Raw genomic sequence first — 25,880 nt, forward strand, 5'->3', positions numbered from 1 at the left:
CCAAGCCGTTGTCGCCGCATAGTTTGGACACCTGCGGTCAGTCCCGCGGGGGAGGCTTCAGAACCTCTTACAGCAGACGCCGGTCGAGATTGCTCGGCCGGGTGGCCGTCACGCATGTCCAGGGCTCGCCTAAAGGTGGCGGCGCCTTGGGTCTGCTCAGGGTTCTGAACACCCGGCTCGCGCCGGTGCCTCCATATGAAATGGGGGCAAGAATGCGAGCAGCGGGTGAACCAGCGATATTGAGCCAAGACAGGCTTGGGGAGCATCGCCCATGAGCGATCTCCGCCGCATCGGCACTACCAATAATCCTGGCGACGATATCGAGGAAGCCGAGTTTGAGGAAGTCGGCGCATCTCCCCGCAACCGACAGACCAAGGCGGCCAAGCGCCCGCTAGACTGGCGGACAATCTTGATAGCCATTGTCGGCGGCATGTTCGCTTGGATGCTAGCGGTGGCAGCAGCCCGGGCGATACTGGCCGAACCAACGGGTTCACGGATGGATAGCGCTGCGACTGACGTCAGCGCCGCAAACCCGCGAACCCCGACGCCCGATCAAGCGCGAGCGATGTTAGCGACCTGGACGCATGACGTCACCGGTCAGAGCCAAGACGGCGGCATTGTGCTTGTCGATGGAGAGGGTGAGCCCTTCACGCCGTGCCAAAGCCGAAAGTTTCAGAAGGTGCTGCGATTCGGCGGCATGAAGCTGACGGGCACTAACGAGCAGGTCCACAACGCCTTTCGCCTCCAGTCTATCGACAGCGACCAGGCGGTCGAAGGCTATTTCTGGTTCGATGCCGACAAGGGCACGGTGCTGATCTTTCAATCGGCGATAACCGACAAGGCCGATAAACCGATCCGCTGGTTGCCTGACGCTACGATCGACCTGCGCCCGACCGCGAACGGGAGGCTGCCGTTTCAGGGCACACAGTTCCATGTTTGCGAAACCGACACCTGACGGGCGGGAGGGTAACCATGGTCAAATACGTCAAGTTCGGGCGCTTCGCGTTCGCCTACGACGACACCAAACGGGGCGAGAAAGCGCCAGGTAGAGATACTCCCCCGCCACAACCACCACCGCCGCCGCCTTACCGATCGCGCGACGAGGCCACTGTTCAGCCGTCCCGCTGGGCTCAACTGGGCAAGGGCATCCTGGTCATCGTGGGAGCCTTAGTCGTGATGCGCCTAGGAATAGCGCTGGGCACGATGTCAAATGACGCATCCCCAGCGGCAGCAGCAGCTTCGGGCCGCGAGCCACCCCAAACCGCGTGCGACCGGGGTGACGTGCAGGAACTGGTAAGCAAGGAGGCGCGCAAGATCATCTTGGATCAGCAGCGAGGCCGTTTCGTCATGCTCGCCTACTTTGGGCTCGCCGATCCGCAGGCGATACTCCAGAAGTTTGAAAATGCGCAGGTCACGTTCACTGACGTTCAAACCGAGCCCGGTTCGAAGGGAATGATCGAATGCAGGGGCGCGATGCGCTTCGATGCAAGCGATACCAACGTCGGCCAGGATATTTTGCAAATTCCCGCACTGACGTGGAGTGTCAGCTTCGCGGACGGCGACCTTACCGGCAACAACTTCACGGTCGAGGTCGATAAGGATAGCGTGTTTGACGGAATCCTCGTCAACGGCAAGCCTGCCCCGGTTGCGTCGAGCAAGTCCGACGATTCAGCAGACCAACGGGCCGAAGCTCAAAACGAGCGAACGGACGACAGCACCTCGGCGGCACAAGTGGCCAGTGACGCTGACAAGGCCGCTGCCGTAGCAACGAAGGCAGCGCAGGACGCATCAGCCGCAGCCCGTGATGCTGAGAGCAACAAGAACCCAAGCGATGAGGATCTCTATGCGCCTCACTGATGCCGTCCGGATAAGGTGGCTGCGCGGTTTAGTCATCGCCGCCTGCGTGAGCCTAATGGCGGTGAACCCGGGCTCGTCAGAAGCGAAGGTCGTGCTAAGCGAACTTTGTGACGCAGGACAGACGCGCACCGTCGTTGCCGAGTTGGTTGGCGAATGGGCGCAGAAATATCCATTCGCCCGCGTCCTGATTGGCGAGGATGGACGGTTCGGATCGATCGGTGAGCCCCGGGTCTACATGGTTGAGGACAGCGCCGTCGCCTGCTTGGCATCTTACAGCTTGGTGCGGTCCAATCACCGCGGCGGCGCGTACAACGTGTCGATCGACTCCTTGAAGTATCGGATCACGCGCGACCGGGGCAACGGCGTTACTCTCACGCTCCTCGACCTCCCGCTATCGCTCGAAGGGACGGGCCTGACGATAGCCGATCTGATCGCTCGATTCTCGGTCGATGGGCAGCCATACGCCGACGTGCTTGAGGCAAACCGGCGTCGGATTGTAGCCGGCGCCAGGTAGTGAGCATGGGTGGCTGCAGCTGACGAGCCGCCCACGCTACACTTACTACTTGTTCGCGGTAGGCGCCCACGGTGCCACTTCATCTTCGTATGACCACCGCGCTCGGTCATACTCTTCCTCGAAGTCGCCATACTTCGGATGCCGATCGCACAGGTGCATTAGGTCGGTCAGCATATCCGACAGCGTATCCTCGGCATCGGTTCCGTATGTCTCACGATAAGCCTCGATTGCGACAGCAGCACACTTGGCTCGCTCGCGGCTGTACTCCTCGTTGTCGGACGAATGGCGGTTGCGCCTCTTGCCTGTCTTCGAGCTTCGTACACGTAGTCCAAACTTTCGCTCTGCCATGGTGCAGGTCCCTTTGATGTCACCTCGATCGTGAGGCGACACTCTATTTACGGGATTGCGATTCCGGACTCGGTCGACTGGTTCGACTAAGCTGCGTAGCGCCTAGCGGATGGGATGAACGAAGAAATTTTTTGTCGTTGCCGAGGCAGAAACGGCGGATTTCTGCCGAGCTCGGCTTAGCGAGAACCCAATTCGGTAAACCTAGTGCGTCGAGCGAACGACCTCGACGCATTAGGAGAAACTAAAATGAATGAAGACCATATCTACATCCCGGCAATTGGCAGCGAACGCGGCCTCGGCGAGATATTTCCGATTGATGCTCATGCGCCGCGCGGAGTGTTCGAAACCGATGATGGTAACATCTACCTGGTTTGTGACGCTCCCGGCACTCGGTTCGCGGTCGTGCTCAAACATCAGTTCTATCGCGCGTTTCAATCCCGCAGCCTCGGAGCTGTGGCGCTCGATCACGGTAGGTGGCTGGGTGTCGGAAGATTCTGCGTTGTGAGTGACGCTGATGAAGATGCTGGCGACGCTGATGGCCAGCTCCTGATCCTGGAGGACATTCTCCAGATGTGGGTTCAACTAGAGAATGGGAAGTGCGGCAAACCAGTCGTAGCTCATGGGGCATGGTATGCTGACTTTATCCGCCGCATCGATGTGTGGGCGCTGGTCGCCGATAACCGTATCGTGTTTCAGCACGATGGAACTGGGAGCCTTTTTCCCGAGCAACTGGCAGATATGGTGAAGGAGCTTCTGTAGGCGAAAGGATGCACATGCCGGGTAGCGACCCGGCATGTGCACCCTCGCTCGTAATGAAGCGATGTTGCCAGAAGGTGCTCTGTTTATTCGAGAAGGCGTGTTGTGGACCGCAAGCAGACTGGCAGCTTGTGATTATCGAAGTGGCAGAGGCAGACATTAGCAGTGGTGCGCGATTGGCTCGAACCGGATCGGTGGCCAGATTCTCGTTACAGTGAACTCGGACACCCTCGACCGACTGCCGCTGGCCGCCGCGTTCGACAATCAAGCTCACGTGCTGTCCTCACGGCTGTTGGACGGTGGCGAAGAGGGCGGATTGTTCGGCTTCAGATTCGATTGACTTCAGGCTGCGGCAGCGACGATCTTCGGACGTTCGCGATATCCGTGGCGGGCCGTGCTGTAACGCGTCTTGCCGTCCGAGGTCCGCTCCAGTTCGACCGTAATAAGCTCGTCGGTCGGAAACGCGGGGCTCATCTCGAGCGCGAGGTAGTCGAAAAGCGCACGGTCATGGACCGCGACGACTATCTGCCGCCCGTGTTCCTTCGACAGTGTCCGCAGCAACGCCGCAAAATGCGCGATGTGGACGTCATCCATCGACTGAACGGGGTCATCCAGGACCAGCCAAGGCAGCTTCGGCTGCGCCGAGAGATGGAGCGCGAGAAACAGCGTCAGAGCGGCGGTGTTCAGGTTGCCGGAGCTGAGCATCACACCGGGAGAGCCGCCATCATCTCCAAAGCGATGCCGGGTGCGGAGGACAGGCCGGACCCGACCACCCTTTCCGACGGGCACATCGAAAACCGGGACGAACTCCTCGTCAGGTGCCAGACGCACGAAGAGATCCCGCCAAAGTGCGTTCAGCTTGTCGTTGAAAACCTCGGCGACCACCCTCGTGCGCGCGTCAGTAGCCGCATCAGCGATCCTCCCGACGCTGCGGCGGATTGCCGTGGTCGCGCGGAAGGCATCGTCCGCACGCTTCCTCGCCGCGACCTGCGCACGCAGTTTCGCGTCGACCTCGACGCGCTCCGCAGTCATGGACATGAGCTCGCGCTGCACAGTAGACGCTATGGCCTCCTGCTCAATCCAGGCCGTCAGGCGCGCGCGTCGATCACCCAACTCCAGACTCATTGAGGCCAGCCGATCAGCTGAGGAATCCGTCCGTGCCGAGGCGATCCCCAGCTGATCCTCCAGCACCGCGACGTCCTGGGACAGCAAATCGTCCTCGACATCTGAACGCGACCAACCCGCGGCCAGCCGGACCGCCTCGGCCTGCTGACGAAGCAGGGATCCGCCCTCCCTCGCGATTGGAAGCACCTCCGACGCCTCCGCGACCAGCCCGGCCAGCGTGGCTGCAGCTGCCTGATCCTCTAATCGGCGGCTCTCGCTTGGCAGCTGTGCGACGAGCAATTCACGTTCGCGATCGATCTCAGCGATCCTAGCAGCAAGCGAGGTCCGTCGACCCGTCGCCTCCGCCAATCGCGATGCGGCGGATGTGATCGCCTGGATGCGCTCATGCACAGCTTCGGCGAGCGGTGTCTCGGAGATTTCCCCATAATCGCGGCTACACACGGGGCAGTCGTCCCCATGGATGTGCGGAATGACGGTCGACAGCGCGGCCGCCAAATCGGGAGCCTCGCGCCCAAGTTCGGATAACTCGCGGTCGAGATCATCCGTCGTGGTCTTCGTCGAGACCAACTCATCATCCAGTTCCTTCAGCCGGCGTTCCGCATCCTTAGCCTTTGCGACTGCCGCCGCCGCCGAGTTCGAAATCGTCTCGAGCTGATCTGCTAGGCGCTCGATGTCAGCGCCGACATCCGCGGTGATGCCAGTTGGGACATCCGGGACGTGACTGACCACCGCGAGAAGCAGGTGCTGGATGCGGTCGGAATTCGCCGAAAGCCAAACCGCTGCCTCAGCTTCCCTTTTCCGTGCCGTAGTGACGACCTCCTCGCGACCGGCGCCAGCGCGATCGGCCCGGATTCGGGCGGATGATCGCGTCAGTTCCTCGATGCGCCGGATCTGGTCGTCAAACGCCGAGACAGCCAACCTCGCCGACTCCGCGGTCTGCCCTTCCTCCCCGCCGATCTCGAGCATTCCGGCCCGGATCCGATCCAGCCGTCCCCGCGCATCCGCGATCCGCGCGTCGAGCCGCTTGAGATCGGTCGTTGCCTCCGCGACGGACTGCGCCAACGCCTCTCGCCGGTTCTCAAGCGTCCGGTAGGTGGGCGCCAGCGGCCTCAGGTTCCTGGCGTCCTTTGCAGGCTGCAGCCCGCGCTGAAGGGCGTCGAGCCGATCGAGACCCAAGAGTTCCGCGGCGAATTGGGACAGCGGCGTGTCGATGCTCGCGTCCTCGCCACCGTAAATCGCGAGCAGCTGGCTCAATGTGGTTTGCGCCAGGTAACAACGCTCACTGTAAAACCGCGCCGCCTGTTCGCTCAGGCCGCCCTGGGTCCGCGTCGTTCCACGGGTCAGCCGTATGTCGGTGTCTCGGAATTCGTCACCAAGGCCATCAACCCTCAGGCTGATTAGACCTTCGCCGGTGGTGTAGTTGGCGAGCTCCTTCCGATAGCCCTTGTCTACACGCTCGAGCGACGGGACGGACCCCGTCAGCGCCAGCTCCAACGCGGATAGAAGGCTTGTCTTGCCCGCACCGTTCTGCCCGTGGATCAGGACCATCGGCGCGTCGAGGCGCAACTCCACGGGCGTGTTGATGCTGCGGAAGCCATCAATGGAGATCGATTTCAGACGCGGGCCGGTCATGCCGATGCGAGCCCAGGCGCCGTGGCCGCCTCGATCGCCCGTGCGAGCACGCGCCGAACCTCGTCCTCACCACGCAGCGATGCAGCGAACAGCTGCTCGGCGAGTCGAGCATCCGGGGTGCCGTCCATGTGCCGCTCAAGCTGCCCGAGCGGGTCCGCTACCAACGCATCCTCGCCGAGCCTGGCGTCCAGCGGCAGCAAGACCCGCAGGCGATCGTCGAGCGACGGCGCGCCATCGGCGCCATCGAGTGTGGCCTTCGACACGGTGAGCACCCGGCACGACCGCGTCATCTCGTCCACGGTCTCCGATGGTATCGGGGGGCCGACGAGGATCGCCGTCACGACCACGCGCCAATCGGCGACGTCGAGCGCCATCGTCAGCGCCTCCAGCCTCTGGCGTGTCCGGACCCCGCGCTCACCGATCGCCTCCTTATCGTCGGAATCGACGACCACGACGAGGTCGGAGCCGCGTTCCTTCCTGCCCGTGAAGACCGCCGGGAAGTCGAACGTAACGGACGCCACCTTGAACCGACCGCTGACGCGTTCGTAGTTGGCCTCCTCCAAGCGTTCGCAGACGCGCATCACAGGGCCGTCCGTCACAGCGCAGCCTCCTCGAGGAACCGTTGCTCGAGCATCCCCAAGTTTGCGCTCTGGCCGACCAACTGTCGAACACTGACGTGCCGTGCGCCGGGCGAAGCGCTTCCGCTCGGCGATCGTCGCGAGCCCAACGCGGTGCGCACGTAGACATCGTTGCTGTGCACGATGATCGTGTCCTTGTCGTCGAGCGCGCCATCTGCCGCGAGCTGCAGCACCGCATCGGAACCACCTACGAATGTTACCTTCTTCGCAGTGGCGTTGTCATATGTCGCCTTCACGACGAGCGCGCCGTCCGCAGCGCCTCCGTCGGTCGTCGACACTGAGGCCTGCCCGGATTTCACGAGACGACCGATCAGCGCCAACGCTGTTGCGGCCTCGTCAAGGCCCGATTGCGCCAGATTCCCGTCACCCATCATGGCGGTCCTGCGAAGAGGGCTAATGCCGGCGTAGGCCTGCGAGCCGACCGGCGGGACTTCACCCTTTCGGAAGAGCGTCACCGACCGGCTCCAGGCTGCGATGGCGCTGGTCAGGAAGGTGGCCAGCTGCTTCCGGTCGGCCGGCGCCCCGGCCGCCGAAAGGTCCCGCAGATGCTCTATCCCGAGGAGCAGGTCCGCCCGCTCCTCGGGCTGCAGGCCCGCCGTGCAGCGCTCGGCGAGCGCGCATAGCTTGTCGGCGACAACGTGGAGTGCCAACGCAGGCAAAGCGGTCCGTGGCCTCGCCCGCAACAGCGCAGCGGCGAGGATTTCCTGCTCGTGCGCATCGAAGTCGTCGCCGTAGATCACCTCGAGCACTGTGCGTTGGGGACCACCGAGCTGATCCTCGCAGAAGACGTGCGGCTGGGCCGCGGGCGCGACCGGCCAGTGCCAGGCGTGCACAGCCTTCGCTCTCGAGAAGACGTCTTTCAAGTTGCCGTCCTGAAGCGACAGCCCGACGACCAGGGCGCGACGGTTCGTAGCCATCCGCACGACTTCGCGTCGGAGCGGATCATCGACGTTTGGCCAGTCGATGATGTCGCGTTCAGCGCCGACCAAGAAAGGCCTGAACGCATCGGGGTCCGCGACGCAGGCGACGGCGCAGCCGTGAAACTTGAGGAGCGTAGCGGCGGCGACTGGCTCGCGGATGTCGTCGGGATTGACCACCTTGCGCAATATGCCTTCTCGACCAGTGGCGCTCAGGCGATCGACCGCGACTTCGATGAGACCATCCCAATTTCCGGACGCGATCTCGGTCACGGCCCCTTCCAGCACCAGTAGGGCGACGGAGAGGTGCTCGACGTCGGGATCGTTCAGCGAGCCATATTTGGCGCGAACGTCGACCGCCGCCCAGAGGAGATAGTCGCGTTCCTTCCCGGGCACCCTCAGGTTCAGCATCTCTGAATACCGGTTGCGCAGGCCTTCCGCGATTGCCTGCGCATCGGGCCAGGCGTTGAACGCGACGTCTAGCGGGAGTGCTTGAACAGCTGCTTGGTCCATTCCGAGCAGTTCACGCATGATCCGCTCAAGCGTCGCGCGATATGGGTCGCCAGCGTCGTTGAGATTCAGTTCGGCGCGGAGATGCTCGATCAGGTCTGCTGCCAACACCGCCAAGTCGGGTGCCTTTTCCCGGGATATCCCGGAACCCACCCATAGCGCGAACTCGCCATCCGCAACGGCCTTGGCGACCGCGGCGAAATGCTCTTCAATCAGTGCAAGCGTGCCGTGAAGGTCGACCGTATCCGCCGGTATCTGATTCAACGCTACTATGGTTGAGCCCCGATGTTCTAGTTTCCGCAGTCAGACCTTTAGTAAGCCACAGACAAGTTCGGCACTCAACATCTTCATGCACCGATCTTCAGGGATGGAATTCGCCATCAATCGGCACAAGACGTCGTTCGAGCCATTTGCCGAGCGCGGTCTCCGTCTCTGCTACATACCGCTCAATGACCGCATTTCAGGCATCTCGCGAGCGCCTTGGATGGCCGCTGTTAAGGCGCAAAGCAGACCGGGCATATTGGGATTGGCAGCTGACCGTCGTACTTAGAGCGTTTAGCGGCCCTTCGGATGTCCGCTCGGTCGGGATAAGTGCCCGCTCTTATTTTAGCGTGGGCGATCACCCGACGTGCTTGGTGAGCCAGAGTCTGCGCTGGTGGAACCCGCTGTCTGGCTGGTGCCTCGGGCACCCGCGATGCCATGGCGGGTGGTCCCCGTGGTCGCCGAGCGGCTCGGCACACAATCCTGAACAGGGCCCCGATCTGCCACGCGAAGCGGCGCTGGCACGTCCATTCCATGCTTGTCGCAATAAGCCTTGATGAAATCGGCGTCGGTGCAAATGCACGGTGCTGGCGCATCGGCGGGTGGCTTAAGCACGCGAACGTTGAGGCGGCTACCCACCGGTCGAAGAACGTCAACCACAGTTTTCGTGGGTAGCGGCGCTCGAAGACCGGCGACCTCCACAATGAGGTCGGCTGCCAGCATTATTCCGGCAAGTGCGGACTGAAACGCGAGCGGTGCCTCAATCGGCGGCCGATTGCCTACAGCTTCCAGCGTCAGCCCCCCACAGACCGCCTTAACGTAAAAACTTTCCAACGGCTGGTCGGCGAAGACAAGCAGCGAATCTGGGAGGATCCCTAGGTTGGCCGCGACCTGCCGCACGAAGAGTTCTCCGACCGGCTGACCGTTCGCCAGCATTTCGCGCAACACGCGCAAGGAATCTGGATCGGTCGGCCAAGCTAGCGCGGCGGCAATCAATTGATCATGGTTCGGACGCCCACCCTGAGGCATGTAGAGGCACGCCAAGCATGCTTCGGGTCCGAGAAAGTCGTGGCGGGAAACGCCAAGATCGCCAGGCTGCGTCCACGCGTTATGCGCTCGGCGCGGCAGCGCGGACTGGACCCCGATTCGGTCGGCGGCGCTATCGAGTGCCACAACGACCCGAGCGATTGGGCGATGACCCTGATCGGCGACATACCGCGCGAAAGACACGGGGAAAGCCTTCACCTCGAGCTTGCCCTTGCCGAAGGCCTCCTTACCAACGATCGTCTTTTGACGATCGACCTCGCGCTGTCCGGGAAGGACATAGCGCTGGAGATTGGATAGTTCGATGGCCTCGGGATCGACCAGGTGAAGCGCCCCCACAAGATTCGCCGAGCGCGACAGCGCCCATACCACTCCGTTGCCGATCGCACCGACCCCCACCAGCGGGATATCGTCCAGCGCCGCCTTAAACAGCTTCGGCCCGTTAACGCTGCCCAAGCCAGTAGAAAAGTCGAACAGCGATAGGCGAGCATCGGCGTCTATGGTTGCGTTGAGCTCGTTGGCAAACGTCAACCTGAACAGGTTCGCACACCCCAGGCATGCTGCTGCGCCCGCCCCGAATGGGAGATTGCTCGAGCCAAATCCCTCAGGGGATGCGCCGACCTTGGCGATCCAGCCATCCGATCCGACGAAGATCGAAGGCGGCCCCTTGCCTGGGTCCTGGCTCCCGAACACCAAACGGGCTGTGGCCTTCCGACGCGGTCGAAGGTCGATTGACGGATTGATCGAGGTCGCGAGGTCCTCAAGTCCTTGGCGGAACGTGTCGCCATCGGCGTCGCCGATGACGCGGATCGCTGGATAGAGGCGAGCGAGCAGCCGGATGGCCATGTCGAGGGCATGTCGGCCCTCGCCGGACTCACGCGCGCTCTCGTCATAGACAACCTCGATAATGGAGTCGGCCAGCCGAGCCTCCGCGACAGCGGGCTCTATGCCCCTGATCGCTTGGCTGGCGCTCATCAGCGTGCGCTCGAAAAAATTAGCGACCGCCATTTTTACTCAACAATCCTGATCAGGCTGGCCAGTTCGGAGTAGGGCAGCTTGCGCCACCGTGGCCCGCTGTTGAAGTGCCACCATGGGCGATCGGCAAGGCGATACGCAGCGCAATCGTCTAGTTCGAATGATCGAACCGCGAAATCCGGTACGACGATTGAGATCGACCCGAGCGCGGTGGTGATGGCGTAGGCGTCGTCCGTATCGCTATGATACGCGTGACCCGGATGGCTATGCACCTGGGCGATCAAACGCAGCTTGCCGCGGTAAAGCTCCATGTTGATCCGGTGAAGCTCGTCGCCTGGAACGCTGACTGCAAGGCCATGCTCAGTGCGATGACCCTGTTGGCGGGGAATAATCGCATCCACTACCGTGAAAACCGATCCCTCAAGCCGGCCAGCCCAGAGCGCCATTCCTTCAAGCCCGTTGCGACCGACCGCCCGAAGATGCGCCTGCGTCTTGTCGACTACCAAATGCGGAAGCCGGACTTCAATGACCTCGGCGAGACCGCTCATTGGGGAACCACCCCCTGCGTCGGCTTGACGTTTAACCCGATCTCGTAGCCCTTGATTGTCTCCGATCCGTAGTGCGAGAGCTTATCGACCAGAAAGAAGAGGCCGCCCGCGCCTCGGCCTCGATGCAATAGCCAGTCGTCGCCATCGTGAGCGGGATGTTGGTGATATTCGCGGACGCCGGGAAGGCAGATGAAGGGCGGCTTGCCAACATGCGCTTGCACGATCCGCAGGGGGCCAGTCGGCGTCGCGCGCACCATCGGCACCGTGACCTGATCGATGGTCGCCAATGGGCGACCGCTGAACGGCTCGATCATTGTAATGGAGGGGGGCCACAGATCATAATTGGCAAAATCTATTCGCGCTGCCAGCGCGACGAAAGGCAATGGGCAATTGGGCGTGGCAAACGCGATCTCGACCACTGGAAACGTAGCGCTCAGCAACCACCAGCCACGCGCTCGGAACATGCCCTCGCGCGCACGAAAGTCGGCCAGCTCGCGATCGAACTTGGCCCGTGTGACAGCCGGATCGACGACCTGCTCGCTCAACCGGCGACGCCAGCCTTGAGCGTCAGCGAAAGCAGAGTGCCGCTAGCGAAACCATACGAGCCGACGGTCCTGGCGAGATCGAGAACCGCGCCCGGTTCGTCGCGCAAATCCCAATTTTCTATCGGCTGTCCCTTGTTCTGGCTCTTCTTCAGGGCCTCGACGGCTACGTCATGCAGCGTGTCGTCGAGCTTCGCCTTTATGCTGACGCTCTCGCCGCCGCCAACAACGACATCAAGGTCCACCTTAGCGTTGCCACCGCCATGGCCGCCGCCGGTTCCACCATCGTCCGGCTTCTTGTTGTTCGCCATTCCAACCTCCCGCGAATCGACCCCCCACATGGGGGTAAAGAAACTTTATGGGTTGTGTTTTTAGACGGGTCAAGCAACGCTTCCGGTACTCGGGAGAATATGTCATGGACGATCAGGTGCGCCTACGCTGGAGTGTGCGACGTCGACTTCGGCTGATCGAGCTGCGGCTCTACTGGGGGGGCAAGATCAACCGATCCGACCTGGTTGCGTTTTTCGGCATCAGCGTGCCCCAAGCGTCGCAGGATCTGACGCTTTATCAAAGCTTGGCCGAGGGCAATCTCGTTTACGACAAGAAAGAGCGGAGCTACGTAGCGGGCCCGAATTTCGAACCGATGTTTAGCGACCCGAGCGCCGATGGCTATCTCGCCCAGCTGCGATCCCTGGCGATGGGAGCGCTTGAGCCTGGCGAATCATGGATTGGCTCGCCGCCTGCCTTTGCGGGCACACCGCGCATTCGGCGGACCTATGATCGCGAAACGCTTCGGCGTTTGCTGCACGCCATCCGCCAGAAACTCCTCATCCGCTCTCGCTACGCGTCTTTTTCAGAGGATGCGCCGGCGACGCGCGAACTCGCCCCTCACGCGTTCGGGTTCGACGGTCAGCGTTGGCACATCCGCGCCTTCTGTCATCGCTCCATGGGATTTCGAGACTTCGTCATCGGCCGCCTGAGTCATGTGACCTTGGCCGGTCAAAGTCGGATCGAGCCCGACTGGGATGTGGAATGGTCACGACCGGTGACCATGGTGCTTAAGCCAAACCCGCGTCTGCCCGAACGGATGCGTAAGGCCATCGAGCGCGACCATCGCATGAGTAGCGGAGCGCTCGATGTGAGGACGACAATCTGCTCTTCCTATTATCTCGAGAGCCAACTTGATCTGGACATCGATCCCGCACTTCTGCCGCCACGGCGCCTGCAGCTTGTCCTCGCAAATCGGCAGGATCTACAACGCGAGCGCCAACGGGCTCGGGAAGAGGCTGCGGCCCTGATTACCTTGAAAATGCCGATTCCTTCCACGTACGCGGCGTCTGGCGAGCCTGTGCGCTAGCGTGCGCTGGGAGGGTGGACGAGCGACGTCATCTGAAAGCGCCGGGTTATTCGTCGGCGCGCAAAATGCCCCTCACTAATTGCCTGAAAATATGAAGATGCGTGTGAGCACCGGCCCATTGCGTGCCAACGCCCGGTGCGTCGCACGATTCACACGCGACTTGCAACGGGCAAAATAAAAGTCGGACTATGCCCAAAGAAGCGTCACGCGTCTGGTCATAGGGAAAAAATAAAGAAGAGATAATACAAATGCTTTCAAAAAGGAGCGATTTCGAAACAAATTTTGGGAAACGCAAATATTGTTTCGAAAATTAGCTTAACCAATTTTTGCGACAATGCTAATTTCGTGCCACCATTTCGAACATGGAGGCTACAGTGTCACGCGTATTTGCATATTGCAGGGTAAGCACCAGCGATCAGACTACAGAAAATCAAATTCGAGAAATCGAAGCCTCCGGCTTCCATGTCGATCCCAGGAGGGTCATCTCGGAGACGGTCTCGGGTTCAGTGGCTGCGTTCGAACGCACTGGCTTTCGGAAGTTGTTAGAGCGGCTGGATTGGGACGACGTGCTGATCGTTACGAAGCTCGATCGCTTAGGGCGCAATGCGATGGATGTGCGGGGGACTGTCGAGAGGTTGGCGAATGAGAAGGTCCGGGTACACTGCTTGGCGCTAGGTGGGGCCGATTTGACCAGTGCGGCTGGCAAGATGACCATGGCCGTCATCAGCGCTGTCGCTGAGTTCGAACGAGATTTGTTGATTGAGCGTACGCAAGCCGGGCTTCGGCGCGCCAAGGCCGAAGGTAAGAAACTCGGCAGACCACGCGCCTTGGATGCGCAGCAGCAAAGCGAAATACGTACAATGCTTAAGACCGGCGCCTCGTTAGCTGATATTGCCAACGAGTATGGGGTCAGCAGGTCCGCGATTTATCGGTTGTCACTGAACGCCTGATCCAGGCCCGCCAGCTAATCGTTCGTCGGCTTGGGGCCGCGCTTATAGGTGAAGCTGCGACTAAGCTTTGGTGTATCCCCGGCCGCTAGCTCCAATGCGACCCACGCAGAGTAGTTTTCCAAACGGTTTCCTGATCAGCCGCGGCATTCGAACGTTCTGGTTTCCGATGGTTGTTCGGGCGGTTGAATTGGGGCGACGTTCTGACTGTGACAAAATTTAGACCGCCTCGACCGCAACGCGACGGACGTGCGAGCTTCGGTTGAAAAGTTGGCAAGCGAGATGGTGCGCATCCACTGTCCGGCTTCAGGCGGCGCCGATTTGATGAGCGCCGCGGGCAAGATGACCACGGCGGTCATCAGTGCTGTCGCTGAGTTCGAACGAGACCTATTGATCGAGCGCACGCAGGCAGGCAGGACTTCGGCGCGCAAAGGCTCAGCGGAAGAGATTGGGCCGCCCTCCGGCACTCAGTCAAGAGTGCCCTCCGGCACTCAGTCAAGAGCTCGAAGATGAGATTCGAGCGTCATTGAAGCAAGGTGCGTCAGTCAGTCGGCTTGCTGCTGATTATAGTATCAGCCGATCGGCAGTGTACCGTTTTGCCCATCGTGGGTGACAGGCAACTTCGGCTTGGACCCGCGCGAGTTTGCGACCTAACCGGGCTTCCATGTCAGCTAGCCAATCGGAAGAGCCGACGGGTCGGCCGACGCTCTCGGCGCGGCTCAGGGCCGCGTAGGTCAATGCCGCGTCCAAGGGTTCGCTCAGGAAGGCAAAGTCACCGACTCGTTCGAGCGCCGGGGTGACCTTCGCTACGTGATCATCCTGCCCCGCGATCAGCGCTCTTGTGCTCGACCACGCCCAGTCCTTCGCGCGCTTCACCAATCGCGCGCGGACCGGGTTAAGTGCGATGTAGCGCAGAGCAGTGACGAAGTGCGGCTCGTCCATGGCAACGGAGCCGTAACGGCCTTGCCACAGGTGGCCGGTCGTGCGGCGGCGAGCATTGATGTAACCGGTGTATCGGCGATTGAGATCGCCAAGCGTTCGCCACAGGCCGTCGCCATCGGAGGGCACGAGCACGAGGTGCACGTGATTGGGCATTAAGCAGTAGCTCCACACCTCGGTCCTGGCACGTTCAGCTCCGACGGTGAGCAGGTCGAGATACAGCGAATAATCGCCGTCCTCGAACAATGTCTGGGCACGGCCATTGCCGCGCTGAGTGATGTGGTGAGGGATTCCAGGCAGAACAGTGCGAGGAAGGCGGGCCATCGCGACGGGCTGCCACCGTTTCGAGATTTGGTAAAGTGTCACCGTAATTCTAGTAAAACTCCGCGCCGCTTCGCCCGAGAAGCGCGAGTTCAGTCCGAACTTGAACGAGGTGTAGTTCACGACGTTCGTGAAAGACGACGACTCTCCGATGACCGGAATACCGTCTAGGGGCTTAAACACGGGTAGAATCGAGTTCGGAAACCGCCTTGCCTAGATCAAGGCCGGTCGGCGTATCCCCATCACCGAACCCGTACTGCGCGGCGGTGCATGCTTTCACCTTGTCCCATGTGGATTTCGGCTTGGAATCTTGCGGCGATTCTCCACCACCATTATCCGGCCCGGCCGGTGAGTTGGGAAATAGATTTAGCAGCCCCGAAATCTTTGGTCGTCAACGCGTCCTCAACAAAGTTTGGGGTCGATCAGTCCATTGAGAGCACCCTTTCCGACGGCAATCAGGCAGGCATGCTCGTTCTCGGGTTCGGGCGCGAGCTTATCCATTTGCGGCAGTTGTCCGTTAACCCTGGGTCGCGGCCTCAATAAGATTTCCAATTACGACGAGGCCAACGAGCGCGCACAACACAATCCAGCCAAGTCCACTCCGTCGCCGGTTTAGCAGGAGCACTAGGGTGGGCAGTCCGAAAACCACACCCACCCCGGCAACGATTGTCCCCCATGTCATAGCCATACAGTGTCTCCCATGAAGCCTTATCGACCTCGTACACGAGTCTTCTGCGCCTCGTCATAGGCGTCTCGCGACGGGTGATACCAAGGCGTCACGCCCAGCAGAAGTAAACCACTTGAGTACACCAAGGCCACATTCACGCACCAAGCAGCACCGTATCCGTAAGTGCGTCGTGTGCATTCACGTATGATGTCTCGCCCAAGCTTGATGTCGCATACAGCTTTGCTGTTGCCAGGAGTTCCGTAACAGTCGTCATGCCTCTTACAGGCACCGCCCCAAACAACATCAGGAACGCCTTCTGAGCCCTTGCTTCCACAATAATCGGCAGGCACGGGGTTCGCCTGTGTCTTTTGCGGCAAATCGCCACCGTCCCCGCCGCCATACATATTGTTCATCGAACCAAACCGAGCCGCCATAGCTCGGGTTTCCTCGCAAACGTCGTCGCATTCCATGCCGGGTCTTTGGGACAGCTTTACATCAATTACTGACTTAGTTTTTGACAATAAACTTGGCCGCGGAGTTTGTCGCTGACCGATAACGATTATTTCCTCTACAAGTCCACTGGCATCCACCCCATTAACCGGATCCCCGTGCACATAGTTGTGCCAATTCAGCCCGTCCCCATACCCGATGGGATCAATTTGCATGAACCGTCCGAGGGTGGGCGAGTACATGCGGGCCTTGTAGTAGTACATGCCGAGCTCGGGAAGCCAGGCCTGCCCGGTGTACTGGAACCGCCCGATGTTGGTCGATTGCGGGATGCCGTACTCGTCGTAGCGATTGACGCCGATCATGGCGCCGGCGGAGTCGGTAACAGCGATGACCGAACCGCGTTCGTCGGCATAGAGGTTTCGCCGCGCGGAATCGCCCACGCCTGAGCCTTCGAACCATACCAGCGGATCGTCGCCGGCATTCGTGCCGTGCACGAAGCGCCGCAGCATCGTGCCCGAGCCATTGTACTCCGCGACCAGGTCGTCGCCGTCATGAAGCAGGCGGGTATAGTTGGTTCCGTCGTAAATCTCATAGAGCCGGCCGAGGGGGTCGTATCGAAGCGTCGTGCTGCCCTTTGCAACAAGGCGGTTCTCAACATCGTACATGTAGGTGTTGGTGCCGTCGGAGGTCAGGTTGCCGTTGGCATCGTAGCTGAATGAGGCCGACCCAGCGGCGGTGTACTGATTGAGTCCGTTGGCCGTGTAATTGCGATCGACATTGACGTGCCCTGTCCAGGCGTAGGTGTCGTTATATCTGGTTTCATCGATGATCTGGCCTGCAGGGTTATAGTTGAAGCTTTTCCCGAAGCTGTAGGAGGAAGAGGCGGGATACATCGACCAGTCATGGACTCCGCCCCACGCGTTGTAGGCATACCCTGTCTGGAAGGCCCACGATCCAGTTGACGCGTTCCAGCGATAAATCGACGAAGGTCGCCCAGCCGAATCATAATAGGCGAGATTAATTCCCCCGCCGCCGTTGTTGGTCGAGTAGTAGAAACGGCTCAAGGCGTCATAATTCAGCGCGATGTAATTGCTATCCGGGAACGTCAGTCGGGTCCGGTTGCCACTGGCATCGTACTGATAGCTGAGCGCCCGGCTGGCGCTGTCCATGGCCTGCGTGCTCGAAGTCACCCGGCCCAGCGCATCGAAGGCGTTAGTGATGCCCTCGCCGCTCGCGCTGTCGAACCGCGCGGAAATCAACCGGCTAGCCAGGTCGTAACCAAAGTAAACGTCCCGGGTCTGGGTTGAGCTGAGGCCACTGCGCTCGGGCACGGCCTTTACTGTTAGACGGTTGAGCGCATCGTAGGTGTACGTCAGCGTTTCGTTTGCGCGGGTTCGCTTCGTCAGGACGTTGCCGTTGGCATCGTAAGTTAGTTGCTCATAGTCAGTCGTGGAGCTGGAGTTGGACCCCTTCGTTGAGACGGGGAACCGCCGCTTCGAAAGCCGATCGACACCGTTATATTCGAAGGTCGTAAGGTTGGCCTCGGCGTCCTTCAGCGTCGCGACCTGCCCGTTAGCTGTGTAGGTCGCCGCGACTTCGTCGGCCTGCTCTGTTTGACCATAAGCGGTCTGAACCTTCGTGACCCGTCCGTTCGCATCATAGGTATTTTTGGTAATGCGGTCAGGCCCGACCGCGCTGTTGAGCGTGCTGGCCGTGCAGGCGTCCGAAGGAAGCGAGCCATAGACGGCGGTGTTCATTCGCACCGCAGTGCAGACCAGGCGGTTGTCGGCATCGTAACTGAACTGCGTCAGCGAGTAGCTGGTCGAACCGGACTTCAGCGTCTGACTGGTAACGTTGCCGTTCGCGTCATAGGCAACGTCGACAACGTCGGTCACCGTCATTGCGTCGAGGGCGGAATCCGTCGCTGCCGTAGCATAGCCGCGTTCCTTGCGCGTGATCCGGCTTTCCCCGTCGAGCGTGTAGCGCTCGGCGGGCCTCGGGAGGCTGCCGGAGCCGTCCGGATCACCGCCGATGATCCCGCGAAGCCGGTTATAGGTATCGTAGAAGTAAGTCGTGGTATCGTCGCTACCCGATAGAGGGCCATCGACCGTCTTCAGGTTCTCTGCGGCATCGTACGTGTATGCGGTTGTCGAGCTGATCGCGCCGTCCCCGCTTGCTACTGTAACGCTGGTCAGCTGCAGGTTGGGAGTGGCGTACGCAAGACTGACCTTGGTCTCATTAGCGGTGCCCGAACAGGTCGCCGCGGTCGCACACTGCGTGACCTGCGTTAACTTGTAGACAGGGGAGGATGTGCTGACGAGCGCATTGCTGGAGTCCCGGACCTGAGGATAGAGGGCGGTGTAGGCGTAATTGACTTCCGGTCTTGTCCCGCTCGTGACGGGGGCTGGCATCTGGACTCGCGTCACGCCGCCGTGCGTGGTGTCATATGTGTAGTCGGTACGATTGCCGTTAGCATCGACCTGGTAGTTGGGTTGATTGCAGGTCGCTTCATTTGCGCAGGAGCTGTCGAATGAGGCGGTCGCAACGATATCGGCAAGGCCCGAGCTCGACTTCGCGACAATGCGCGTCTCGGTGAGGTTGCCTCGGGCGTCATAGGTATAATTGGTATAGTCACCCTCGGGACGCGTTTCCCGTGTTTTGCGGCCGGCGCTGTCATAGGTGATGGTCGTAGTGTTGCTCGTGCCGTTGGTCTCACTGACGGGCTGCTGGGCAGCCGGCGTTGATACCACAGTGCCACTCTCTCCGCCGCCAGTGGATGTGCTCACCGTCGTCGTGGAGCCAACCGTCCAGCTATAGCTCTTGGTCGCACCGTTCTCGGTAATGGAGGTAACACGGGCCGAGGTATCGTACCCGATAGTTGTCGTGTCACTCGATTGGCCCGGGCGGCGGATACCAGTAAGCCCGCCAGAGCCAAACGCATATCGCCAGGATTCATTCTTCTCATTCGTTACAGTGAAAACACCGGCGCTGGGCGTTGCGTATGTGACCGATTTCGTGGCCGTAACCGTGTCGCAGGAAGCCGCAGCGGCGTCACAGTAGACTTGGCTCAAGTCGAAGAACTTCGCTCCCGATCGCTTTGTCCAATCAGTCGCAGGGGCCGGGCTGTTCGTGGGCCACGAACTGCTGGCGTAACTGATCTTCATTCCAAAAGAATTTTTGCTCCGTACATCTGCTAGTCGGTACGCCACGTTGCAAGTTTCATTAAGTTCCTGATCGGTTGTGCACTTTGAAGGAACGTACCAAGTCAGAGCGTAGCTCGCGCCGTTTGGCTTCGTGATCTGAGTCGGCAACGCGCAGTCAGTTGCGTTCGTGCTATTGCAATAGATGGACGCCATCTGGACTGTCATGGTCTGCGGTTCAGACCCGATAAGCGCGGCCAGGTTGGAATAGGTGACTTTCGACCCGTCCGCTGAGGTGTAGGTGAAGATTACGCCATTGTAGAGCGGCCCAGGAGCCGACGTCAGCGTTCCACCATTTGCCTTCGCGTTGATCCAATTCGAGCCAGACTGGGTGAATTTCTCCGACACGCCTCCGAATGTGATGGTGGCAGTTTGGGATCCTGACGAACCGGTAACGCGAAGATCTCCGCTCCAGTTGTCGCGCCAGCCCGATCGTCCCCAGTACCGCATGAGCGCGATGCCCTCACGCTGATCGCCGATAGCCGCCTCGACAATAGCCGGATTGTAAGTGCCCGTCGTCAGATCGACGCCGTGCTCGTCGTTGTTCCGAAATTGCTCAGGCGTGTCGGCCGTTTGTGCGGCGGCAAGGGTGGCAACGGACGATACTAGGATTGTGGATAGGCACAGGGCAGTACGCAGAGCCCGCTTTCGGATCTGAACTGAAACTACCATACACTTCCCCTGCCTGGACTAAAAAGTTGAATTAGAGACTACGTCTTTCATCCATCGTGAAATGTGAACTTTGCGGCAGGCCAGGATTTTTGCGCATCAATAGCTTTAGCACTGACTAAATGAGTAAGGCCGCAAGTCGAGGTAAAGGCGTTATTTGCATTCGGCGGCGCTTCGAAGGTGCGCCAGAAATGAGTGACATCTGCGCTGACTATGCATAGCGACTCCCCTAAGCCACTGATTCGCCGTTATAGCAGCGCAAAAGTCTGCCTTCTGCAATACGATAAAACACTAAATGGGTGACAATTGTTTTTATGCAGGCAAAACGGCCATACCTACATAGATGTAAGTAATTAAGAGTCCCTCGATAAGGAGGAAAGAGCGTGCGTTTAGTTAACGCCTCCCTGGCTTTCATTAACTGTGGAACGGGCTTGTGCTGAACCTGCCAGATGATAGTTTCGGCCGAAGGAGGATCGACTCATGAGAAAGTTCGTTAGTGCCGCGCTGATCGTCGCTGGTTTCGCCGCTGTCACCCCTGCCTTTGCAACGGAGACGATCGCCTACACATATGACGCCAAGGGCCGTCTGGTGAAGGTCGAGCACACTGGGTCGGTCAATAACAACCTCAAGACCGAGTACACCCATGACAAGGCCGACAATCGCAGCAACGTGAAGACCACAGGCTCGCCAAATTGATGAGCCTTTCGACGAGGGTCGCGCCCGTAATGTCAATTCGCCCGTCTAAAATTTTGGCCCGCTGCCTTATGGTAGTGCCGCTCGGCCTGACGTCCTCTGCCGCCCTCGCCCAAATTGATCCGGAAGGATCGGGCGTACTCGTTAACGCGGTCAACTGGCTTCAGGGCACGCTGCTTGGCACGGTCGCGACCGTTATCGCTGTCATCGCCATCGCTGCTGTGGGCTTCATGATGCTAACGGGCCGCATCGACTGGCGTCGCGGCGCTGTGGTCGTTGTCGGCTGCTTTATCCTGTTCGGGGCAGCCAGCATCGTTGCCGGGATCCGCGCTGCCGCGAGCGGCGGCTAGCTACATTGCGGGGGCGCTAACATGTCGGGGGAGCTACGCCGGGACGTTCTGTTTGTCGCGCTGACGCGGCCGCAGATGTTTGCCGGGGTCACCTATAGCTTCTTCGTGCTCAACGCTATTCTCGCCGCCGAGCTGTTCCTCATCTTTCGGACGCTGTGGGTGATGGCGATCGCTCTCGTTGTCCACGTAGTCGGCGCGGTGCTGTCGCTGCGCGAGCCGCGCTTTGTCGATCTGTGGATCACACGAGTCAGCCGCTGTCCTCGCATCAAGAACTATGACTTGTGGCACTGCAACTCTTACCGCGCTTGACCGCTGATCGGCGCACGATCGACCGCGAGTCATCGGCGGGCGTTCACCTTCCGTACGCGCGCCACGTCGACGACATCACGCTGGAAACCCGCGAGGGCCTGCTGCTGCAAACGATCCGTCTCGGTGGTTTGCTGTTCGAGACCGCCGACGCCGACGAGCTCAACTACCGCGCCGAACTGCGCGAAGCGATGCTGCGCGCCGTTGGCTCATCGCGGTTTGCGATCTGGCACCACGTCGTCAGACGCAAGGCCGAGACGGCGCTCGAAGCGAGGTTCCCCGACCCCTTCTCACAGCAGCTCGACGAACGCTGGCGTGACCGGCTCGCCAGCAAGGAGCTCTTCGTCAACGAGCTATACATCACGCTAGTCCGCCGCCCATTGCAGGGCCGCGTGGGATTTGCCGAGCGACTGTGGGGACGTGCTTCCAAACGAACTGCTCAGAACGCGGTGCGCCTGGCTGGAGAGAAGCGCGCACTCGACGCTGCCCGAGAGGCGTTGATCGCGGCGCTGGCGCACTACGATCCGCACGTGCTGACAGTGATCAAAGATTTGGATGGCCACCGCTCGGAACCGCTTGAGTTCCTGTCCGGTATCCTGAACGGCGCCGCAGAGCCCGTGGTGCTACCCCATGGTGACGCTGGGCAACACTTGCCGGCGCGGCGCATATCGTTCGGGCTCGATGCGGTCGAGCTTGCCCCGGCCGGGCACCGCGAGCGGCGCTTTGTCGCCATCGTCTCGGTCAAGGATTGGCCGGACCGTACGATGCCGGGCATGTTCGATGGGCTCTACCGTCTGCCGATCGAAATGGTCGTCAGCCAGAGCTTCGCCTTCGTCGAGCGCGGCGAGGCCTTGAACCGCATGAACCTGGTGCTGCGCCGGATGCGCTCGGCCGAGGATGAAGCGCTGACCCTGCGCGGCGAACTGACCCAAGCCAAGGACGAGGTGGCAGCTGGCCGAGCCGGCTTCGGCGAGCACCACACCACGATCGCGATCTACGCCGACAACCTTGAGCGGCTCAACCTCGACGTGGCTGAAGTCACCGCCGTGCTAGCTGATCTTGGTATCAACGCCGTGCGCGAGGATGTCGCACTCGAGCCAGCGTTCTGGGCGCAATTTCCAGCCAACTTCCGCTATATCGCCAGGCGGGGCCTGGTATCGACGCGCAACTTCGCAGGCCTTGCCAGCCTCCACAACTTTCCCGTCGGCAGGCCGACCGGCAACCATTGGGGCAGCGCGGTCACGCTGTTCGAGACGACCGCTGCTGGCCCCTACTACTTCAGCTTCCACCGGCATGATCTCGGCAACTTTACCATCATCGGGCCGTCGGGCTCGGGCAAGACAGTGGTGCTCAACTTCCTGCTGGCCCAAGCGCGCCGCTTTGCTCCGCGCATCATCTTCTTCGACAAGGACCGCGGCGCCGAGCTCTTCATCCGCGGCGTCGGCGGCACTTACGATCGGCTTAGGCCCGGCGAGCCTTCAGGCCTTAACCCCCTGCAGCTCGCCAACACGCCCGCCAACCGGCAGATGCTGCTCGACTGGTCGACGCTATTGGCTGGCAGTCTCGACAGCGCCGAGCTCGAACTGGTCCGCGACGCGATCGAGGCCAACTTTTTACAGCCTGTCGAGCGCCGACGCCTGCGCTTCTTCTGCGAGCTGCTGCGCGGCGGCGCGCGTCCCGTTGCGGGTGATCTTTATGCCCGTCTGCGCCCATGGTGGGGTGACGGCGAGCGGGCCTGGCTGTTCGACAACGAGACCGATCGCACCGATCTTGCCGAGCGCACCGTGGGCTTCGACATGACCGCGCTGCTCGACGATCCGGTCATGCGGACACCCGCACTGCTCTATTTCTTCCACCGGGTCGAAGAGCGCCTCGACGGCAGTCCGGCGATCATCGTGGTCGACGAAGGCTGGAAGGCGCTCGACGACGATGTGTTCGTGAAACGCATCAAGGATTGGGAAAAGACAATCCGCAAGAGGAACGGCATCGTCGGTTTTGCGACCCAGAGCGCGCAAGACGCGCTGGAAAGCCGCATCGCCAGCGCCATCATCGAACAGGCCGCGACGCAAATCTTCATGATCAACCCGAAGGCGCGCGCTGAGGACTACATCGATGGCTTTGGTCTCAGTCAGCACGAGTTCGATCTGGTGCGCACGCTGCCCGACAACTCGCACTGCTTCCTGATCCGTCATGGCAACGAAAGCGTCATCGCCCGGCTCGACCTCTCAGGTGAGAAAGAGCTGCTGACCATCCTGTCAGGCCGCGAGGCGACGGTGAGAGCTTACGACGATCTCGTCGCCAAGATGGGGTCGGACGATCCGGCCGTCTGGATGCAGCCCTTACTCGAGCGGACCGCCTGATGGCTTGCCCGGCGACTCTTACTGGTGGCACGTTCCTGATGCGCGTGCTCGACAACGTCGATTGCCAGGCTGCAACGCTCGGCAACTTTGGGTTCCAGTCGCTCGCGGCACCGGGCTCGGTCGCGCAAGGCGTGATCTTGGCCGCCCTGACGCTATTCGTGGCGCTTTTCGGCTACCGGCTCGTGCTCGGCGAAGGGCTTGCCGCGCGAGACCTGGTCGGCGCCGTTCTCAAGATCGGCATCGTGCTGACCCTGGCGCTGAGCTGGCCTGCTTACCGCGTGCTCGTATACAACGTCGTTATTCGCGGCCCGGCTGAGATCGCAGCATCAATATCAGCACCGGGCACTGCGCCACGCGCGGGGCTCAGCAATCGTCTACAAGCTGTGGATGCCGGCATACTGGCTGCAACCTCGTCAGGCACCGGTCGTCAGACCAGCGAGCTCTTGGCCGAAGACAAAGCCAGCGACGGTTTCCGCAAGATCGCGCTCGATGATGAGAATACTTACGGCTACGCCAGGCTCGCGTTCCTGGTCGGCACGATCGCACCGTTGGCGTTCTTGCGCCTCGCCGCCGGGCTCCTGCTGGCGTTGGCACCATTGATGGCCTCACTGCTGCTGTTTGACGTCAGCCGCGGCATCTTTGCTGGATGGGTGCGCGGTCTGGTACTGGCGTGTCTAGGCGCAGTGGCAACCTCGGTGGCGCTCGCAGTCGAGCTGGACCTGATCGAGCCGCTGCTGAGCGACGTGCTCAAACTGCGCGGACTTGGCTACGCGACACCGTCGGCACCGACCGAGCTACTGGCTCTGACACTGGCGTTTCCGCTGGCCTCAGCGGGACTGATTGCGCTGTTCGGGCGGGTCGCGTTCAACCGTGGTTGGCTGACGCTGCCGCAGTTTACCTATGCCGAGACCCACGAGCGCGAGTGGGCGGCACTCACACCGCGCCAGCCTGTCGTGGCCGCCAGCGCCACACCGACCCAGCAACGCGCCGTTCTTGTGTCCGAAGGCGTCGCCACCGTCATGCGCCACGAAGAGCGCCGCCTCGCCTCCACCATAGGGCCGTCACGCCCGTTCGTCCCGCGCTTCGGTGACCCAGCAAACGATCAGATCAGAGCTTCCTCGCGCGGCAAAACAAGCACCCGGCGCACTTCTCCATCACGTTCGCGGGCTGCAGCCCGCAGGGACCAGCGTTCATGAGCGACCTCGGCAAAGACGACGTCGAAACCTACTATCGCGACGCCGCGACCTGGGCCGACGATCGCACCCTGGCTGCCGATCGATCGCAGACCTTGGCGTGGCGAATTGCGGCGGTGGCAGGCATCATCGCGCTGCTGGAAGCCATCGCCATCGTCCTCATGGTGCCCTTAAAGAGGGTCGAACCTTACACGTTGCTCGTCGACCGCCAGACCGGCGCGGTCCAGGCACTTTCTCCGCTCAAGGAACAGACCGTCGCGGCCGACACGGCGCTTACCCGCTCGTTCCTGGTGCAATACGTGGTTGCACGCGAAAGCTTTGGCATCGACAGTCTGCAGTCCGAATACCGCAAGGTATCGCTGTGGAGCGCCGGTGACGCGCGCGACAGCTACACCCGGCTCATGCAGGCCTCCAATCCCAATGGCCCGTTGTCGGCTTTGCCAAGGCGCGCGATCATCACGACCGATATTCGCAGCGTCTCGTCGCTATCGCCCAATACCGCAATGGTTCGCTTCACCACCACCCGCACGGATCCTGGTGCCGGCGCCCAGCCCCCACAGTACTGGGCAGCGATCATCACCTACCGCTTCAGCACCGCCAAAATGTCCGAGGCCGACCGGCTGGTGAACCCGCTGGGGTTCCAGGTGCTGCGTTACCGGCGCGACATCGAGGCCTTGCCCGAGGCTACCGGGCCCCAGCCTGTGGTCGTTGTCCCGCGACCGGTGAAGCCGCAGCCGTGAAAGTCGGTCTTGCCGTGACCT

The 25,880-nt window shown here is 61.0% G+C and carries 23 protein-coding genes; 14 read left to right on the forward strand and 9 right to left on the reverse strand.

The features are described from left to right. The first annotated feature begins 271 nt into the window (after nucleotides 1-271). The 4 genes from ACOYW6_RS09655 to ACOYW6_RS09670 all read left to right on the forward strand — a co-directional run bounded on the left by ACOYW6_RS09655 (nucleotide 272) and on the right by ACOYW6_RS09670 (nucleotide 3,478). Nucleotides 272-955, forward strand: a complete 684-nt coding sequence (locus ACOYW6_RS09655) for a hypothetical protein (RefSeq protein ID WP_423141101.1) — start codon at nucleotides 272-274, stop codon at nucleotides 953-955. Nucleotides 956-972: 17 nt separating this feature from the next. Continuing rightward, nucleotides 973-1,857: a hypothetical protein gene (locus ACOYW6_RS09660; protein ID WP_423141102.1), complete on the forward strand. Its 885-nt coding sequence runs from the start codon at nucleotides 973-975 to the stop codon at nucleotides 1,855-1,857. Further along, nucleotides 1,844-2,371, forward strand: a complete 528-nt coding sequence (locus ACOYW6_RS09665) for a hypothetical protein (protein ID WP_423141103.1) — start codon at nucleotides 1,844-1,846, stop codon at nucleotides 2,369-2,371. Before ACOYW6_RS09660 ends, ACOYW6_RS09665 begins: the two co-directional genes overlap by 14 nt. Nucleotides 2,372-2,965: 594 nt before the next feature. After that, nucleotides 2,966-3,478: a hypothetical protein gene (locus tag ACOYW6_RS09670; RefSeq protein ID WP_423141104.1), complete on the forward strand. Its 513-nt coding sequence runs from the start codon at nucleotides 2,966-2,968 to the stop codon at nucleotides 3,476-3,478. Nucleotides 3,479-3,817: 339 nt separating this feature from the next. On the opposite strand, the gene ACOYW6_RS09675 is transcribed toward ACOYW6_RS09670, so the two are convergent. The 7 genes from ACOYW6_RS09675 to ACOYW6_RS09705 form a co-directional block, all read right to left on the reverse strand. After that, complete coding sequence (locus ACOYW6_RS09675; protein WP_423141105.1) at nucleotides 3,818-6,232, reverse strand: AAA family ATPase; 2,415 nt, start codon at nucleotides 6,230-6,232, stop codon at nucleotides 3,818-3,820. After that, nucleotides 6,229-6,831 (reverse strand): hypothetical protein, encoded by a 603-nt coding sequence (locus ACOYW6_RS09680; RefSeq protein WP_423141106.1) that lies wholly within the window; start codon nucleotides 6,829-6,831, stop codon nucleotides 6,229-6,231. The genes ACOYW6_RS09675 and ACOYW6_RS09680 overlap by 4 nt, the downstream gene beginning before the upstream one ends. Beyond that, nucleotides 6,828-8,561: a hypothetical protein gene (locus ACOYW6_RS09685; RefSeq protein ID WP_423141107.1), complete on the reverse strand. Its 1,734-nt coding sequence runs from the start codon at nucleotides 8,559-8,561 to the stop codon at nucleotides 6,828-6,830. The genes ACOYW6_RS09680 and ACOYW6_RS09685 overlap by 4 nt, the downstream gene beginning before the upstream one ends. A 342-nt stretch (nucleotides 8,562-8,903) precedes the next feature. After that, on the reverse strand, nucleotides 8,904-10,610 hold the full coding sequence (locus ACOYW6_RS09690) for an E2 ligase fold family C protein (protein WP_423141108.1): 1,707 nt from the start codon (nucleotides 10,608-10,610) through the stop codon (nucleotides 8,904-8,906). A 2-nt stretch (nucleotides 10,611-10,612) separates the two neighbouring features. Beyond that, nucleotides 10,613-11,125 (reverse strand): Mov34/MPN/PAD-1 family protein, encoded by a 513-nt coding sequence (locus ACOYW6_RS09695; protein ID WP_423141109.1) that lies wholly within the window; start codon nucleotides 11,123-11,125, stop codon nucleotides 10,613-10,615. Further along, nucleotides 11,122-11,670 (reverse strand): putative metal-binding protein, encoded by a 549-nt coding sequence (locus ACOYW6_RS09700; RefSeq protein WP_423141110.1) that lies wholly within the window; start codon nucleotides 11,668-11,670, stop codon nucleotides 11,122-11,124. Before ACOYW6_RS09700 ends, ACOYW6_RS09695 begins: the two co-directional genes overlap by 4 nt. Further along, nucleotides 11,667-11,978 (reverse strand): DUF2604 domain-containing protein, encoded by a 312-nt coding sequence (locus tag ACOYW6_RS09705; RefSeq protein WP_423141111.1) that lies wholly within the window; start codon nucleotides 11,976-11,978, stop codon nucleotides 11,667-11,669. The genes ACOYW6_RS09700 and ACOYW6_RS09705 overlap by 4 nt, the downstream gene beginning before the upstream one ends. A 104-nt stretch (nucleotides 11,979-12,082) precedes the next feature. Here ACOYW6_RS09705 and ACOYW6_RS09710 point away from each other — a divergent pair, with 104 nt between their 5' ends. From ACOYW6_RS09710 to ACOYW6_RS09725, 4 genes are all read left to right on the forward strand, one after another. Next, nucleotides 12,083-13,024, forward strand: a complete 942-nt coding sequence (locus tag ACOYW6_RS09710; RefSeq protein ID WP_423141112.1) for a WYL domain-containing protein — start codon at nucleotides 12,083-12,085, stop codon at nucleotides 13,022-13,024. 374 nt (nucleotides 13,025-13,398) lie between these two features. Then, on the forward strand, nucleotides 13,399-13,974 hold the full coding sequence (locus ACOYW6_RS09715; RefSeq protein ID WP_423141113.1) for a recombinase family protein: 576 nt from the start codon (nucleotides 13,399-13,401) through the stop codon (nucleotides 13,972-13,974). A gap of 246 nt (nucleotides 13,975-14,220) precedes the next feature. Next, nucleotides 14,221-14,484, forward strand: coding sequence for a recombinase family protein (locus ACOYW6_RS09720; protein ID WP_423141114.1), 264 nt, complete (start codon nucleotides 14,221-14,223; stop codon nucleotides 14,482-14,484). Beyond that, nucleotides 14,420-14,584 carry a helix-turn-helix domain-containing protein gene (locus ACOYW6_RS09725; RefSeq protein ID WP_423141115.1) on the forward strand — a complete coding sequence of 55 codons (165 nt, stop codon included), beginning with the start codon at nucleotides 14,420-14,422 and terminating at the stop codon, nucleotides 14,582-14,584. Before ACOYW6_RS09720 ends, ACOYW6_RS09725 begins: the two co-directional genes overlap by 65 nt. Here ACOYW6_RS09725 and ACOYW6_RS09730 read toward each other — a convergent pair. Further along, on the reverse strand, nucleotides 14,536-15,354 hold the full coding sequence (locus ACOYW6_RS09730; protein ID WP_423141116.1) for a transposase: 819 nt from the start codon (nucleotides 15,352-15,354) through the stop codon (nucleotides 14,536-14,538). The two genes, ACOYW6_RS09725 and ACOYW6_RS09730, sit on opposite strands and share 49 nt — an antisense overlap. Before the next feature lie 585 nt (nucleotides 15,355-15,939). Further along, nucleotides 15,940-20,220 carry an RHS repeat domain-containing protein gene (locus tag ACOYW6_RS09735; protein WP_423141117.1) on the reverse strand — a complete coding sequence of 1,427 codons (4,281 nt, stop codon included), beginning with the start codon at nucleotides 20,218-20,220 and terminating at the stop codon, nucleotides 15,940-15,942. 477 nt (nucleotides 20,221-20,697) lie between these two features. Between ACOYW6_RS09735 and ACOYW6_RS09740 the strand changes: the two genes are divergently transcribed. The 6 genes from ACOYW6_RS09740 to ACOYW6_RS09765 all read left to right on the forward strand — a co-directional run bounded on the left by ACOYW6_RS09740 (nucleotide 20,698) and on the right by ACOYW6_RS09765 (nucleotide 25,859). Next, nucleotides 20,698-20,913, forward strand: a complete 216-nt coding sequence (locus ACOYW6_RS09740) for a hypothetical protein (protein ID WP_423141118.1) — start codon at nucleotides 20,698-20,700, stop codon at nucleotides 20,911-20,913. A 68-nt stretch (nucleotides 20,914-20,981) separates the two neighbouring features. After that, a complete protein-coding gene (locus tag ACOYW6_RS09745; RefSeq protein WP_423141119.1) occupies nucleotides 20,982-21,260 on the forward strand; it encodes a TrbC/VirB2 family protein in 279 nt (92 codons plus the stop codon). Between the two features lie 21 nt (nucleotides 21,261-21,281). Next, a complete protein-coding gene (locus tag ACOYW6_RS09750) occupies nucleotides 21,282-21,569 on the forward strand; it encodes a type IV secretion system protein VirB3 (RefSeq protein ID WP_423141120.1) in 288 nt (95 codons plus the stop codon). After that, nucleotides 21,548-23,926: a VirB4 family type IV secretion/conjugal transfer ATPase gene (locus tag ACOYW6_RS09755; protein WP_423143107.1), complete on the forward strand. Its 2,379-nt coding sequence runs from the start codon at nucleotides 21,548-21,550 to the stop codon at nucleotides 23,924-23,926. Before ACOYW6_RS09750 ends, ACOYW6_RS09755 begins: the two co-directional genes overlap by 22 nt. A 38-nt stretch (nucleotides 23,927-23,964) precedes the next feature. Further along, the gene (locus tag ACOYW6_RS09760) at nucleotides 23,965-25,122 is read left to right on the forward strand and encodes a type IV secretion system protein (protein WP_423141121.1); all 1,158 of its coding nucleotides are present in this window, start codon (nucleotides 23,965-23,967) and stop codon (nucleotides 25,120-25,122) included. Next, entirely contained in the window at nucleotides 25,119-25,859 is a 741-nt protein-coding gene (locus ACOYW6_RS09765; protein WP_423141122.1) for a virB8 family protein, read from the forward strand. The genes ACOYW6_RS09760 and ACOYW6_RS09765 overlap by 4 nt, the downstream gene beginning before the upstream one ends. The last annotated feature ends 21 nt before the right edge of the window (nucleotides 25,860-25,880 follow it).

The sequence above is a fragment of the Parablastomonas sp. CN1-191 genome, from assembly GCF_049354825.1.
In the GTDB taxonomy this organism is placed as follows: Bacteria; Pseudomonadota; Alphaproteobacteria; order Sphingomonadales; family Sphingomonadaceae; genus Novosphingobium.

Bases quoted from the DNA above. Each gene is read 5' to 3' on its own strand.
- ACOYW6_RS09765 (WP_423141122.1), top strand. From the start codon at position 25,119: ATGAGCGACCTCGGCAAAGACGACGTCGAAACCTACTATCGCGACGCC.
- ACOYW6_RS09710 (WP_423141112.1), top strand. From the start codon at position 12,083: ATGGACGATCAGGTGCGCCTACGCTGGAGTGTGCGACGTCGACTTCGG.
- ACOYW6_RS09740 (WP_423141118.1), top strand. From the start codon at position 20,698: ATGAGAAAGTTCGTTAGTGCCGCGCTGATCGTCGCTGGTTTCGCCGCT.
- ACOYW6_RS09735 (WP_423141117.1), bottom strand. From the start codon at position 20,220: ATGGTAGTTTCAGTTCAGATCCGAAAGCGGGCTCTGCGTACTGCCCTG.
- ACOYW6_RS09670 (WP_423141104.1), top strand. From the start codon at position 2,966: ATGAATGAAGACCATATCTACATCCCGGCAATTGGCAGCGAACGCGGC.
- ACOYW6_RS09695 (WP_423141109.1), bottom strand. From the start codon at position 11,125: ATGAGCGGTCTCGCCGAGGTCATTGAAGTCCGGCTTCCGCATTTGGTA.
- ACOYW6_RS09690 (WP_423141108.1), bottom strand. From the start codon at position 10,610: ATGGCGGTCGCTAATTTTTTCGAGCGCACGCTGATGAGCGCCAGCCAA.
- ACOYW6_RS09705 (WP_423141111.1), bottom strand. From the start codon at position 11,978: ATGGCGAACAACAAGAAGCCGGACGATGGTGGAACCGGCGGCGGCCAT.
- ACOYW6_RS09760 (WP_423141121.1), top strand. From the start codon at position 23,965: ATGCGCGTGCTCGACAACGTCGATTGCCAGGCTGCAACGCTCGGCAAC.
- ACOYW6_RS09675 (WP_423141105.1), bottom strand. From the start codon at position 6,232: ATGACCGGCCCGCGTCTGAAATCGATCTCCATTGATGGCTTCCGCAGC.
- ACOYW6_RS09655 (WP_423141101.1), top strand. From the start codon at position 272: ATGAGCGATCTCCGCCGCATCGGCACTACCAATAATCCTGGCGACGAT.
- ACOYW6_RS09660 (WP_423141102.1), top strand. From the start codon at position 973: ATGGTCAAATACGTCAAGTTCGGGCGCTTCGCGTTCGCCTACGACGAC.
- ACOYW6_RS09745 (WP_423141119.1), top strand. From the start codon at position 20,982: ATGGTAGTGCCGCTCGGCCTGACGTCCTCTGCCGCCCTCGCCCAAATT.
- ACOYW6_RS09750 (WP_423141120.1), top strand. From the start codon at position 21,282: ATGTCGGGGGAGCTACGCCGGGACGTTCTGTTTGTCGCGCTGACGCGG.
- ACOYW6_RS09665 (WP_423141103.1), top strand. From the start codon at position 1,844: ATGCGCCTCACTGATGCCGTCCGGATAAGGTGGCTGCGCGGTTTAGTC.